Here is a 13,309-nt window from a genome sequence, read left to right on the forward strand (position 1 = left end):
GTGGACATCAACACGATCGCGGAATTCCGTCGTCCCGGCTCGCGGGAGGAGGCCGTTCTGCGGCCGGGTGAGACCTACCTGGCCGGCGGAACCTGGCTGTACTCCGAGCCGCAACCGGGGGTGACCGGCTTCGTCGACGTCACCGCACTGGGGTGGCCCTCGTTGACCATCGAGGCCGGCGGCCTGCGCATCGCCGCGACCTGCACCATCGCGGAACTCGTCGCGCTTCCCCCGCAGCCCGGCTGGACGGCTCAGCGCCTCTTCTTCCACTGCGCCACCGCGCTGCTCGCGTCGCACAAGGTGTGGAACGCGGCGACGGTGGGTGGCAACGTCTGCCGGTCGTTCTCGGCGGGCGCGATGGTCTCGCTCGCCGCGACGCTCGACGGAACCGCCGAGATCTGGGCCGCGGACGGCACGACCTCCGTGGCCCCCGTCGCCGAGCTGATGACCGGCAACGGCACGAACCGCCTGGCCCGCGGTGATCTGCTGCGCTCCATACTCCTCCCGGAATATGCGTTGCGCGCCCGCACCGCCTATCGCAAGATCGCGCTCGCGGAGCTCGGCCGATCCGGTGCTGTGGTCACCGCCCGGGTGGACGACGACGGCGCCGCGACCTTCGTCGTGACGGCGGCGACGGAGGTGCCGACGGTGCGCCGGTTCGCGGAGATCCCGGATGCCGCGGGCATCGCCGACGCGTTCGCGGACGTGCCCTTCGGAGGCGGCGGCTGGTACACCGACCCGCTCGGCGAGGCCCGGTGGCGGCGCGGGGTCTCTTTGGTGTTCCTCGAGCAGGTGCGCGCGGAGCTGGCCGGCGGCGCGGCTCGGAAAGCCGGAGGTGCCGGCGCATGAGGTTCACGCTGAACGGCGAACCGATCGAAGCGGAGCCTCGACCCGGTCAGTGCCTGCGCACGCTCGTGCGTGAGCACGGCGGCCACGACGTCAAGAAGGGCTGCGACGCCGGTGACTGCGGCGCGTGCTCGGTGCTCGTGGATGGAACCCCCGTGCACTCCTGCATCTTTCCCGCGCCCCGTGCCGACGGCCGGCGGGTCACGACCGCCTCCGGCCTCGGGCCGGGGGACGAGCTGCATCCCGTGCAGGAGTCCTTCATCGAGCACTTCGGCTTCCAGTGCGGGTTCTGCACACCCGGGATGACGGTCAGCGCCTCGGTGCTCACCGAGCAGGACCTGCCGGATCTGGACCGGCTGATGAAGGGCAACCTCTGCCGATGCACTGGCTACCGAGCCGTGCGGGAATCGATCGAGGGCGCGGTGCGCGGGACCGGGTCCGCGTACCGACGGGACGACGCCTCGACCGGCTCGGCGACCGCGACCAGCCACGCCTCGACGGGCTCGGCGACCGCGACCAGCCACGACTCGACGGGCTCGGCGACCGGGACCAGCCACGCCTCGACGGGCTCGGCGACGGCCACCACCCGCTCGCCGGCGACCGGCGGAGGATCCCGCGTCGGGCAGAGCGCCCACCCGCCTGCCGCCCGCCGGGTGGTGCAGGGCCTCGAGCCGTTCACCTTCGACACCGTCGTGCCCGGCGCCCTCACTCTGCGGGTGCTGTCGAGCCCGCACGCGCACGCGCGCATCACGGCGATCGACACCGCCGACGCCGAGGCAGTCGAGGGGGTTGTGGCAGTCTTCACCCACCGCGATGCACCGCCGAAGCTGTACTCGAGCGCGCGGCACGAGCATCCGGGAGACGATCCGGCGGACACCCGCCTGCTCGATGACGTCGTGCGGCACCGCGGCCAGCGGGTCGCGGCCGTGGTCGCCGAGACCGCCGCCGCGGCGGAGGAGGCGTGCCGTCGCATCCGCGTTTCGTACGAGGTGCTGCCGGCGGTCTTCGATCCCGAGACGGCGCGCGCGCCCGGATCCCCGGTTCTGCACCCCGACCGCACCCCGGGAGACCGCGTCGATGACGCCGCCCGCAACGTCGTCGCGGCGATCCACGAGGACTACGGCGACGCGGATGCCGCGCTGGCGGCCAGCGCGGTGACCGTGAGCGGTGAGTGGCGCACCTCTCGCGTCAGCCACGCGCAGCTCGAGACCCACGGCTCGATCGGCTGGCTCGACGAACAGGGGAGACTCGTCGTGCGCACCAGCACGCAGGTGCCCTTCCTGACCCGCGACGCGCTCTGCGCGCTGTTCGACCTGCCCCAGGACCGCGTCCGCGTCTTCACCGCGCGCGTCGGGGGTGGCTTCGGCGGCAAGCAGGAGATGTTCACCGAGGACCTTGTGGCCCTGGCCGTGCTGCGAACAGGCCGTCCGGTCGCGTACGAGATGAGCCGCACCGACGAATACTGGCGCACCGCCGTGCGGCATCCGATGCGCGTGCGCCTCGAGCTCGGCGCCTCGGCCGAGGGCGTGCTGACGGCGATGAAGCTCGATGTGCTGAGCGACGCCGGCGCCTACGGCAACCATTCCCGCGGCGTGCTGTTCCACGGATGCGCCGAGTCCGTGAGCGTCTATCGCGCGCCCGTCAAACGCATCGACGCGGAGGCCGTCTATACGAACAACGTGCCATCGGGGGCGTTCCGCGGGTACGGCCTGGGACAGGTCATCCTCGGGGTCGAGTCGGCGATGGACGAGCTCGCCCTTCGGCTCGGCATCGACCCGTTCGAGCTGCGCCGTATCAACGCCGTCCGCGAGGGCGACCCGCTGGGCACCCACGAAGAGGCCGAGAGCGATGTGATCTGGGGTTCGTACGGCCTCGATCAGTGCCTGGACCTCGCCCAGCAGGCGCTCGCCCGCGGCAACGGCGTGCAGCCACCCGAAGGACCGCAGTGGCGAGTGGGCGAGGGGATGGCCGTCGCGATGATCGCCACCATGGCCCCGTTCGGGCACATCTCGGAGACATCGGTCACAGTCACGCCCGACGGTCGGTACCTGGCCGCGGTGGGAACCGTCGAGTTCGGCAACGGCACGACGACCGTGCACACGCAGATCGTCTCGACGGATCTTTCGACGACATCGGACCGGGTGGTGCTGCGCAATTCGGATACGGAGAACGCCCGCTATGACACCGGCGCCTTCGCATCCGCCGGCATCACGGTCGCCGGCAAGGCGCTGCACGCGGCATCCCTCGCCCTGCGCGACCGCCTGCTCGGCATCGCCGCACGACTCGCCGGCCCAGGCGGCTCGCTCGAGGTGGACGGCGTGCGCGTCGGAAGCCGGCTGCTGCCCTTCGCCGAGCTGATCGCCGCCGCACCCGCGGAGTGGCTCTCGCCGGAGGGGCTGGTCGCCGACGGCAGCGAGTACGGCGAGCACCGGTCGCTGGCGTTCAACGTGCACGCCGTGCGGGTGGCGGTCGATGTGGAGACCGGAACCGTGCGCATCCTGCAGTCGCTGCAGGCGGCGGATGCGGGCTTCGTGATGAACCCGCAGCAGTGCCGCGGCCAGGTCGAGGGCGGGGCGGCGCAGGGCATCGGCAGTGCGCTCTACGAAGAGGTCATGATCGACGACGAGGGATCGGTGCTGAACCCGGTGTTCCGCCTGTACCGGGTGCCGCAGATGGCCGACATCCCCGTCACGGAGGTCTACTTCGCCGACACGAGCGATGACCTGGGTCCCTTCGGCGCGAAGTCGATGAGCGAATCCCCCTACAACCCGGTCGCGCCCGCGATCGGCAACGCGATCGCCCGGGCGCTCGGCGCCAGGCCGTTCGAGCAGCCGTTCTCCCGAGACCGCGTCTGGCGCCTCGCGCAGGGACTCTGACGGGAGAGGTCGCCGCCGCCCTCAGTCCACGCGATCGCTGCTCACGCGTAGGGCTCGAATGGTGTGCCGGTACCCGACGAGCTCGTGCCCGACCACTTCGATGACCGCGCTGGCGGCGATGAGGGCGATCACCACGACGAGGGTGCTGATGTTCGATGAGACCGTCGCTTGCTCGACGGACCCCGCGGTGGACGCGGCGACGACGACGGCGGCGACCAGCGGCACCAGCGCGGCGACGAAGAGAGGAACGTGGGTGAGGTCGTACGTCTTCATGAGGACGCTCCACGTCAGGAAGACCGTGACGATGACCGCGGCCACCGGGATCGCGAGCGCGAGCGCGACCACCAGGACCGTCGTCTCGTCGTCTTCCACCGCTTCGGCTGCGATGTGCAGGCCAGCTCCGACCGCCGCCATCGAACCGAACATCGGCAGGTGCGCGTATCGCCATGCGAAGATCCGCTCCGGCCAGCGCTCGAGGATGGTACGGGAGGGAATCAAGAAGTATGCCCACCAGAGCGCGGCGGCAAGGACGAGTCCGGCCGTGATGACAGTGACGGCTCCCACCGACCAGCCTTCTTTCGCGGTCAGCGCACCCACGGCCGCGGTCGTGGCGGCGATCATCTCACCGATCGTGATGATCGTGAGGAGGGCGAAGCGCTCGGCGACGTGTCCGGCATTCCACGGCGCGAACCCCAGCTGTCGTTCCGCAATCACGGGCGCGGCCATCTCTGCAACGGCGAGCACGACGAGCGCGACGATGGTGGCGTCGACGGGAAGAGGAAGTACCGCGGTGAGTATCCAGCCGACCTGTGCGACGGCAATCATGATCGCATATGCCACGTCGATTCTTCGGTGCGCCTCATCCTCGCGGGCGGCGCGGAGCCAGAGTCCGATGAGCGGAACGCGCATGATGACGTAGCCGATGACCATGAGCGCATTGTTCGGGCTCTCACCGTGCGCGGCGGCGGAGAAGCTCACCGGCAATCCGAAGGTGAGCACGATGACACCGACCATCTGAACGATGGTCGCGACGCGGAACAGCGCATCGTCATTGCCGTAGGCAGAGGAGAACCACGTGAAGTTCATCCATGCCCAGCTGACCGCGAACACGGCGAAGATGTACGCCCCCAGAGCAGGGACCACTTCGCCGGCCACGACGCCGTGAGCGAGCTGGTCGGCGGCCGCGGCGAACGCGACGACGTAGGTGAGGTCGTAGAGGAGTTCGAGCGGTGTGGTCGCGCGGTCGCGCTCTGACGGGCCATGCCCCCCCAAGGGCCGCAGTCTGTGGCGGAGCTGTTCTTTCAGCTCCGCGCGCAGCTTGTCGTCTACGTCGGCCACCCTGCCCATTCTGGGCACGCTTGCCCGCCGCGTCCAGCATCCGCCGCCGTCGGAGCACGGCCTTCACACCGCGGAAACACGGCGGCGGTGCAACCGAAACCTCGCCGGTCTACGTTCAGGGCGACCACACTTCTTGGAGGACACCCGAATGTCATCACACCGCACCTTCTCGAGGCGCGCCCGCCTCGCCGCATTCGTCGCAGCGGCCTCGGCGACCGCGCTTCTGCTCGCCGGCTGCGCGGGCAACGGCGCCGCAGCGGGCGAGTCGTCCTCGGACGCGGAAGCGGGCTACGGCGAGATCAGCGTGCAGTACTCGTGGATCAAGAACGAGGAGTTCGCCGGTGAGTTCCACGCGTACGAGAACGGCTACTACGAGGAGGCAGGCTTCGACGAGGTCATCGGCATCTCCGGCCCCGACACCGGTGTCGCGAAGCTGCTCTCCGGCACGGTGCAGGTGGCGCTCAGCGACGCGGCATCCGTCGGCGCGGCGATCGCCGAGCAGGACGCCCCGCTGAAGATCATCGGCGCGACCTTCCAGAAGAACCCCTTCACGATCCTGTCGCTCGCGGACGGGGGCAACATCCTCACTCCCGAGGACCTCGTCGGCAAGACGATCGGCGTTCAGGACTCCAACGCGAGCGTGTTCGCCGCGCTGCTGAACGCCAACGGCATCGACCCGGCCGACGTCAATGTCGTGCCGGTCGACTTCGACCCGACCCCGCTGATGAACGGCGATGTCGACGGCTTCATGGCCTACCTCACCAACGAGGCGCTGACGGTCGAGCTGGCCGGGTACGAGGTGGCGAACCTCTCCTACGCCGAGAACGGGGTGCCGTACGTGGCCGAGACGTTCACCGTCACCGACCAGTACCTCGCCGAGAACGAAGACCTGCTGAAGGCCTTCCTGACCGCCGAGATCAAGGGCTGGACCGACGTGTTCACCGGGTCGACCGACGACGTGGTCGCGCTGATCGAGAAGTACTACAACCAGGCGGCCGATGAGTCCGAAGAGGGACTCGAGTCGGTCTTCGGTGCTCTCGACCCCGAGAAGACCGCACTCGGACTCGAGGCGGAGAAGCTGCTGATCTCCACCGACGAGACCGAGGCGAACGGACTCTTCACCATCTCGGACGACCTCAAGCAGCAGACCGTCGACTCCCTCGCCGCCGCCGGGTGGGAGGTCTCGGTCGACGACCTGTTCGACACGAGCATCATCGACGAGATCTACGCCGAGTCGCCCGAGCTCAAGGACTACCTGCCCTGAGCAGGGGTCCCGACCCGCGATAGGTCTCATGGTCGACATCACCACCTCTGCCGTTCCGGATGCCGGGGCCCTCGCGGGCACCGGCATCCGGATCGACGGTCTCAGCAAGACGTTCGCCACCGGCCGCGGCAAGAGCGTCACCGCCCTGCAGGACACGCACCTGCACACCGACAAGGGTTCCTTCCTCGCCCTGCTCGGCCCTTCGGGCTGCGGCAAGTCGACGATCCTCCGCATCCTCGCCGACCTCGAGGCGCCGACATCCGGCGAGATAAGGGTCGACGGAAAGACGCCGCACGAGCTGCGCGCCGCCAGCGAACTGGGCATCGCGTTCCAGGACCACGCCCTGCTGCCGTGGCGCAGCGTCGCAGCGAACATCCGACTGCCGTTCGAGGTGGCCGGGCGCAGGCCCGATCAGGGCTACATCGACGAGCTGATCGCCCTCGTCGGGCTGACCGGCTTCGAGAAGGCGAAGCCGGCGACGCTGAGCGGCGGGATGCGGCAGCGCGTCTCGATCGCGCGCGCGCTGGCGCTGAAGCCATCCGTGCTGCTGCTCGACGAGCCGTTCGGCGCCCTCGATGACATGACCCGGCAGAACCTGAACCTCGAGCTGCTGCGCATCTGGACCGAGAAGCCCGCAACCACCCTGCTCGTGACGCACGGCATCTCCGAGGCGATCTTCCTCTCCGACCAGGTGGCGGTCATGTCGCCCCGTCCGGGGCGGATCAAGGAGATCATCGACGTCGATCTGCCGAGGCCCCGCACGCCCGAGATGCAGCGCACGCCGGAGTTCCACGCGCTCGTGGACGAGGCATCCGAACTGCTTTTCGGCTCGTCGGGCAAAGCCGCCGCGGAGGCCTGATGAAGGCCGCGAAAGGCATGCCGGGATGGCTCGCCGGCGTGATCGGGGCCGTAGCGCTCATCGCCGCGTGGTGGCTGTTCGCCGTGACGGTGTTCGTGCCGCCGGAGGGGACGACCTTCACGCCGGTGCCGACCCCGTGGACGGTGCTGCAGACGCTCGTCCAGGACGGCCTCGCGCCGTACTGGACGGTGTTCCAGGTGACCATCACCGAGGCGGCGATCGGGTTCGTCTGGGGCAACGCGCTCGCCCTGCTGCTGGCATCCACCGTTCTTCTCTTTCCCCGCATCGAGACCGTGGTGACGCAGGTCGCCGTGGTCAGCTACTGCCTGCCGGTGGTGGCCGTGGGCGGCCTCGCCATCGTCATCCTGGGTGGCGCGAAGCGGCCGGGCGATCCCAGCTCTACCGCGATCTTCCTCGCGGCCCTCGCGGTGTTCTTCACCACGGTCGTCGGAGCGCTGCTCGGCTTCCGGGCCGCCGACAAGGCGAGCCTCGACGTCGTGCGGGTCTACGGGGGCACACGGTTCACGCAGCTGCGCAAGGTTCGCCTGATCGCGGCGCTGCCGTCGATCCTCAACGCCCTGCAGATCGCCGTGCCCAGCGCGTTCCTCGGCGCCGTGCTCGGCGAGTACATGGGCGCCATCGACCGCGGGGTCGGCATCACGCTGATCAAGCTGCAGGGCGACCTGGACTCCGCACGGGTGTGGGCGGTGTTCCTGCTCTGCGCGGTCGTCGCCCTGATCGGCTACGGAGCGTTCGGGCTGCTCTCGCGGCTCGTCACGCCGTGGGTCTCGGGAAAGACTCAGTCGTGAACGCCACAGGAAAGGCCGTCGGCCGCGCCGTGCTCAATGCCGTGCTGACCCTCGTGATCGTCGTCGCACTCTGGCAGGCGGTGATCAGCTTCACGAGCGTTTCGCCCTACGTGGCCAAGGGTCCGCTGGAGGTCTGGCAGTTCCTCTTCGTCGACGGCGACGAGCCGGGCACTGCGGCCGCGAACCGCGCCGAGCTGTCGCCGCTCGTGGTGCAGACGCTGCAGGATGCCGCGCTGGGTTTCGTCGTCGGGATGCTGCTGGCCATCGTGATGGCCGTGCTCTTCTCCCTGTCCCGGGCCATCGAGGCCGGGGTGATGCCACTCGCCCTGCTGCTGCGCAGCGTGCCGCTCGTCGCGATCGCACCCGTCATCATCCTGATCACCGGTCGCGGAACGACGGCCTCCGTCGCCGTGATCGTCAGCATCGTGGTGCTGTTCCCCGCCCTCGCGGCGATCCTGTTCGGCCTGAGCCGCGCGAGCCAGGAGAGCCTCGACCTCGTGCACGTCTACGGCGGCGGCCGGTTGACGGGGCTGCGCAAGGTCAGCATCCCCGGGGCGACGCCGTCGCTCTTCGCGGCCGCCCGCGTCTCCGTCCCTGGTGCGGTGACGGGCGCCCTGCTCGCCGAGTGGCTCTCGACCGGTCAGGGCATCGGCGGGATGATCCAGAAGTTCAGCGCGTCGGCCCGGTTCGACGATCTCTGGGCATCGGTGGCGCTCATCACCCTCATCACGCTCGTGCTCTACAACCTCGTACAGGTGGCCGAGACCGCGGTGCTCGCGCGGATGGGAATGTCCACCGCCCAGCGCTGAGGCGCGGCGCGGGCCGGCGATTCGGTCCGCGGGTCCGTCGGTGGGCCGGCCGGCGGGTCGGTCGGTGGGCCGATCGGCGAATCCGACGGCGGGTCGGTCGACGGGGCGGCGTTACGGGAGGAGATCCGGGTTGCGGAGGGAGAGAAGCCCCGCGATCGGTCCTCCGCAGCCCGGATCTCCTCCCGTGTGTTCCCGCGGTCCGCGCAGGGACGCGTCAGCGCGGTCTCCCGCGGGGGCTCTCAGCGCGGTTCAGCGGCGAGATGCAGAACCGATTCGGCGAGGGCCCGGATGCCCAGGGCGACATCAGGGGCGCTGACCGACTCGTCCGGGTGATGGCTGATGCCGTCGGGGTTGCGCAGGAACAGCATCCCGACATCGGTGATCGCCCCGATGGCCATCGCGTCGTGGCCGGCCCGGCTGAAGATGGTGGCGGGCTCCGCCGCGCCGTCCGGCAGGGTCGAGAGGATGCCCTCGCGCACGATGTCACGCAGCAGCGGGGCGCACATCACCGCGGCCGCGTTGTGGATCTCGCGCGCCTGCCACCGCAGGCCCCGGCGGCGCATGATCCCGTCGAGCTCCAGCGAGATGGCATCCCAGACCCGGTCGCGGGAGCCGTCGAACTCTCCCCGCAGGTCGAGGCTGAAGTGCGCCTCGCCGGGGACGATGTTGACGGCGCCGGGGAAGGCCTCGAGCTGCCCCACGGTGCCGATCACGTGGTGCTCCCCGAGGCAGATGCGCTCGACGGCGAGCGCCGCCTCGCTCGCACCGAGGAGCGCATCGCGGCGCATGTCGTAGGGGGTCCCGCCGGCGTGGCGCGCCTCGCCCTCGACCACGAGCTGGAAGCGCCGCGCGCTCGCGATCGACGACACGACGGCCAGCGACTCGCCGCGGCGATCGAGCTCCGGGCCCTGCTCGATGTGCGCCTCGAGGTATCCGACGAGCTCGTCGGGCCGCCGCGCGGCCTCGCCGATTCTTCCTGGGTCGAGCCCGAACTCGAGGAAGGCCTCGCGGAGCGTAGTGCCATCGGCATCCGTGTGCGCCCACCAGGCGTCGTCCCACTGCCCGGCGACGGCCGACGAGCCGAGCAGCGCCTTCCCGAAGCGGGTGCCCTCTTCGTCCGAGAACGCGATCACCTCGAGGGCGAAGGGCCACGAGGCCGCGGCTCCCCTCAGGAGCCGCACGACCTCGAGCGCCATCAGCACGCCGATGATCCCGTCGAACCGCCCCGCGTCGGGCACCGTGTCGAGGTGGGAGCCGAGCAGCAGCGCGGGCCATCCGGTCCCTGAGCTTGTCGAAGGGTCGAGCCGCCCCACCTGGTTGCCGGCGGCATCCTGCCATGTCGTCATCCCGAGCTCGCGCATCCACTCGGCCGCCAGCCGGTTCACCCGCGCGTGCTCGGGCGAGAGGTACACGCGCTCGATCGCCCCCGAGGTCGCCGACACCCGCGCCAGCTCGTCGCACCGCGCCATCACGCGCCGCGCTGCGCCCTCGAACACATCGGGGGCGAGCGAAGGCAGGCGGGTGAGCACGGTTCAGTCGCCGCCGGTGTCGCGATACACGTCCATCGCCGCCTCGACGCCGCCGCCCGTCGGGAGTGAGACCCCGAACCGGCTCAGCACGACCTCCAGCGCCGCCAACGTCTGCAGCACGGCGTCGTTGCGCGCGTTGTAGCCCATCGTCCCGATGCGCCAGACCCTGCCGTGCAGCGGGCCGAAGGACGTGCCGATCTCGATGCCGAAGTCCTCGAGCATCGCTGCGCGCGCGGCATCGCCCGGCACACCGTCGGGGATGTGCACGGCGACGACGTTGTTCATCTTGTGTCCGACGTCACCGAACACCGCGAGGCCCAGCCCGCCGACGCCGGCGAGCATCGCGGCGCCGTGCAGCCGATGCCGCTCGATGACCGTGTCGCGCCCCTCGACCAGCAGCACCCGGGCGCACTCGCGGGCGGCGTAGAGCATCGACGTGGCCTCGGTGTGGTGGTTCAGGCGCCGCGGTCCCCAGTACTCGAGGATCATGCCGAGGTCGAAGTAGTTCGAACGGATGAAGTCCGGCGCGTCGGCGTCGCCCGGCTCCCGGATGCCCGCTTCCACCTTGGCGCGTGAACGGATCACCTCGACCGCGCGCGCGGACAGGCTGATCGGCGCCGATCCGGATGGCCCGCCGAGGCACTTCTGCAGGCCGGCGGTCGCGGCATCCACACCCCACTCGTCGAGCTCGAACGGGTTGCCTCCGAGCGACGCGGTGGCGTCGGTGTAGAACAGCGCCCCGTGCTTTCGGCACAGGGCGCCGACCTCGTCGAGCGGCTGGTTCATCGTCGTGGAGGTGTCGCCCTGTACGAGGGCGAGCAGGTGCGGCTTCACCCTGGCGAGCGCCTCGTCGAGGACGGATGCCGGGAACACCTGCCCCCAGGGCACCTCGATCGTGTGCACCTCGGCCATCGCGCGTTCGGCGATCTCTGCGAGGAGGTGCCCGAAGCGTCCGAAGACGGGAACGAGCACGCGATCGCCCGGACGGATGAGCGACACCATCGCCGCCTCGATGCCGGCGCGGGAGGTGCCGTCCACCAGCAGCGTCGCCTCGTTCCGAGTGCCCCACACCCGGCGGTAGAGCTCCTGCGTCTCGTTCATCGTGGCCGTCATGAACGGGTCGTACTGCCCGACGAGCGGCGCCGACATCGCGCGCAGCACGCTGGGGTAGGCGCTGATGGGACCGGGTCCCATCAGCAGCCGGGGCGGCGGGTCGATCGGGCCGGGGATCGCCAACTCGGTCATGCGTTCTCCTTGCTGAAAACGTCGCCGAGGACACGACCTCGCGCCGAGCGTACGGCGTGGTCGCGCGACCAGCTCGTGCACTCGACGAGATGCCGTTCACCGGGCACAGCGCACGCAACGCTCACGGGGTCTCCAGGGTGTCGGCAAGCCGGCGCGCGAGACGCACGAGGGCGATGTCTGTGCCCGCCGGCGCGATGAGGCAGACGCCGACGGGCGCGGGGCCGAGCGCGGAGGGCACGGTGAGCAGCGGGATGGAGATGCTCGGGAGCCTGGCGATCGCCGCCGGGGTCGTCATCCGCAGGGTTTCGCGACGCACGACGTCGATGCGCCCGCTCTCCGACGTGCGCATCGGCGCCGGTCCCGGCACGGTCGGCAGGATCAGCACGGTCTCGGCGACGAGGGAACGCATCCGCTCGCGCAGTGGGGCAAGGGCCGCCCGTGCGGATGCCTCGTCCTCGGCCGTCACCTCCGACGCCGCACGGAAGCGCTCGGCCACCGCGGCACCGACCGCATCGGGATGTGCGCGCAGCCAGTCGCCGTTGTTGCGCCACGCCTCCGCACCCTGCACCGTGCGGAAGGGCGCGAGGTAGTCGTCGAGATCGCCGAGCGAGACGGATGCCACGGCCTCGGCATCCTCATTGCGCAGCCGATCGAGCACCCGGTCGAACTCCGCGAGCGTCTCCGGTTCGATCGATGCCCGCACCTCTGCGGGCACCGCGAAGCGCCACGGCAGGTCCGACTCCGAGGCGCCGTAGGCGCGGTCGGTGGAGGGCGAGCCGTCGTAGCTCAGACACCAATCGGCCACGCGCTGCAGCGTCTCACCGTCGCGGGTCAGCCACCCGACGGTGTCGAAGGACTGCGCAAGGGGCAGCAGTCCCTGGCGGGGGACGAGGCCGTGCGTGGTGCGGAGTCCCCACAGCCCCTGGTACGACGCGGGCACCCGCACGGAGCCCGCCGTGTCGGTCGCGAGGCCGACGTCGGCCTGCCCAGTGGCGACCGCGGATGCCGGTCCGCTCGATGACCCACCCGGCAGGGCGCCGGGGAGCGCACCGTTGGGCGGTGTCCCGTAATGCGCGTTGTCGCCGGCGATGCTGTACGCGAACTCGTCGGTGCGCGCGATGCCCCTCAGCGACGCACCGCCCCTGAGCAGGTCGCTGACCGCCGGTGCTGTCGTGGTCTCGGGCCGGGCGTCGTCGAGGAACGCGGGGTTGCCGGCACCGATCCGGTACCCCTTGATGGCGAACAGGTCCTTCACCGCGACGCTGAGCCCCGCGAGCGGCCCGTCCCATGCACCCTGCCAGAGCGGATCGCCGACGGTCCGCCACACCGAGCGGTCGAACGGCTGGGCGCGGGGTGTGACGTGTGCGGCCGTGATCAGCCACCTGTCGTCGATCCGCTGCCACACCTGCGTCTGCAGCCCGGTGCCGCCACCGGAGAACCGGGAGACCGAGACGAGAAGCGCGACATCCGGCGCGAGAGGCCGGTACTCGATGCGCTCGATCACCCGCGACGGCACGCCCCCGCGCATGCCGCGGAAGGCCTGGATGGCGTCGTGGCCCACGAGTAGGCCGGCCGAGTCGCCCCGCAGCGTGCCGTCACCCGGGGCGAACGAGGCGTCGAGCGCGTCGAGGTCGTTCGCCATGATGGCCCGCTCGTAGGCGTCGAAGGCGTCACGCAGGTCGGCCGGGATGCCGCCGCCGGGGGCACCAGGGGACGTCTCAGTCATCCGGTCCC

General features: G+C 70.5%; 10 protein-coding genes. 6 read left to right on the top strand and 4 right to left on the bottom strand.

The genetic code is table 11. The features are described 5' to 3' along the window. Both ACLQ2Q_RS17110 and ACLQ2Q_RS17115 read left to right on the top strand, forming a co-directional pair. Entirely contained in the window at positions 1–849 is an 849-nt protein-coding gene (locus ACLQ2Q_RS17110) for an FAD binding domain-containing protein (RefSeq protein ID WP_425822071.1), read from the top strand. Further along, the gene (locus ACLQ2Q_RS17115; protein WP_425822073.1) at positions 846–3,722 is read left to right on the top strand and encodes a molybdopterin cofactor-binding domain-containing protein; all 2,877 of its coding nucleotides are present in this window, start codon (positions 846–848) and stop codon (positions 3,720–3,722) included. Before ACLQ2Q_RS17110 ends, ACLQ2Q_RS17115 begins: the two co-directional genes overlap by 4 nt. A gap of 21 nt (positions 3,723–3,743) precedes the next feature. Here the strand turns inward: ACLQ2Q_RS17115 and ACLQ2Q_RS17120 are convergent, their stop codons facing one another. Further along, positions 3,744–5,060, bottom strand: a complete 1,317-nt coding sequence (locus ACLQ2Q_RS17120; RefSeq protein ID WP_425822075.1) for a low temperature requirement protein A — start codon at positions 5,058–5,060, stop codon at positions 3,744–3,746. Between the two features lie 148 nt (positions 5,061–5,208). Here ACLQ2Q_RS17120 and ACLQ2Q_RS17125 point away from each other — a divergent pair, with 148 nt between their 5' ends. Genes ACLQ2Q_RS17125 through ACLQ2Q_RS17140 form a run of 4 tightly spaced genes read left to right on the top strand, consistent with a single transcriptional unit; the run spans position 5,209 to position 8,801 of the window. After that, positions 5,209–6,324, top strand: a complete 1,116-nt coding sequence (locus ACLQ2Q_RS17125; protein ID WP_425822077.1) for an ABC transporter substrate-binding protein — start codon at positions 5,209–5,211, stop codon at positions 6,322–6,324. Positions 6,325–6,352: 28 nt separating this feature from the next. Beyond that, the gene (locus tag ACLQ2Q_RS17130) at positions 6,353–7,183 is read left to right on the top strand and encodes an ABC transporter ATP-binding protein (RefSeq protein WP_425822079.1); all 831 of its coding nucleotides are present in this window, start codon (positions 6,353–6,355) and stop codon (positions 7,181–7,183) included. Beyond that, the gene (locus ACLQ2Q_RS17135) at positions 7,183–7,992 is read left to right on the top strand and encodes an ABC transporter permease (RefSeq protein WP_425822081.1); all 810 of its coding nucleotides are present in this window, start codon (positions 7,183–7,185) and stop codon (positions 7,990–7,992) included. The genes ACLQ2Q_RS17130 and ACLQ2Q_RS17135 overlap by 1 nt, the downstream gene beginning before the upstream one ends. Beyond that, entirely contained in the window at positions 7,989–8,801 is an 813-nt protein-coding gene (locus ACLQ2Q_RS17140; protein ID WP_425822083.1) for an ABC transporter permease, read from the top strand. The genes ACLQ2Q_RS17135 and ACLQ2Q_RS17140 overlap by 4 nt, the downstream gene beginning before the upstream one ends. Before the next feature lie 239 nt (positions 8,802–9,040). On the opposite strand, the gene ACLQ2Q_RS17145 is transcribed toward ACLQ2Q_RS17140, so the two are convergent. From ACLQ2Q_RS17145 to ACLQ2Q_RS17155, 3 genes are all read right to left on the bottom strand, one after another. Next, positions 9,041–10,330 (bottom strand): allantoate amidohydrolase, encoded by a 1,290-nt coding sequence (locus tag ACLQ2Q_RS17145; protein ID WP_425822085.1) that lies wholly within the window; start codon positions 10,328–10,330, stop codon positions 9,041–9,043. Between the two features lie 3 nt (positions 10,331–10,333). After that, positions 10,334–11,575, bottom strand: coding sequence for a pyridoxal-phosphate-dependent aminotransferase family protein (locus ACLQ2Q_RS17150; protein ID WP_425822087.1), 1,242 nt, complete (start codon positions 11,573–11,575; stop codon positions 10,334–10,336). Between the two features lie 121 nt (positions 11,576–11,696). Then, positions 11,697–13,301, bottom strand: a complete 1,605-nt coding sequence (locus tag ACLQ2Q_RS17155) for an AtzH-like domain-containing protein (RefSeq protein ID WP_425822330.1) — start codon at positions 13,299–13,301, stop codon at positions 11,697–11,699. Positions 13,302–13,309 lie beyond the last annotated feature (8 nt).

The sequence above is a fragment of the Microbacterium sp. DT81.1 genome (genome assembly GCF_049844955.1).
Classification (GTDB): Bacteria; Actinomycetota; Actinomycetes; order Actinomycetales; family Microbacteriaceae; genus Microbacterium.

Excerpts from the sequence above, each read along its gene's own strand:
- ACLQ2Q_RS17115 (WP_425822073.1), top strand. The coding sequence starts at position 846 with ATGAGGTTCACGCTGAACGGCGAACCGATCGAAGCGGAGCCTCGACCC.
- ACLQ2Q_RS17125 (WP_425822077.1), top strand. The coding sequence starts at position 5,209 with ATGTCATCACACCGCACCTTCTCGAGGCGCGCCCGCCTCGCCGCATTC.
- ACLQ2Q_RS17130 (WP_425822079.1), top strand. The coding sequence starts at position 6,353 with ATGGTCGACATCACCACCTCTGCCGTTCCGGATGCCGGGGCCCTCGCG.
- ACLQ2Q_RS17135 (WP_425822081.1), top strand. The coding sequence starts at position 7,183 with ATGAAGGCCGCGAAAGGCATGCCGGGATGGCTCGCCGGCGTGATCGGG.
- ACLQ2Q_RS17150 (WP_425822087.1), bottom strand. The coding sequence starts at position 11,575 with ATGACCGAGTTGGCGATCCCCGGCCCGATCGACCCGCCGCCCCGGCTG.
- ACLQ2Q_RS17155 (WP_425822330.1), bottom strand. The coding sequence starts at position 13,301 with ATGACTGAGACGTCCCCTGGTGCCCCCGGCGGCGGCATCCCGGCCGAC.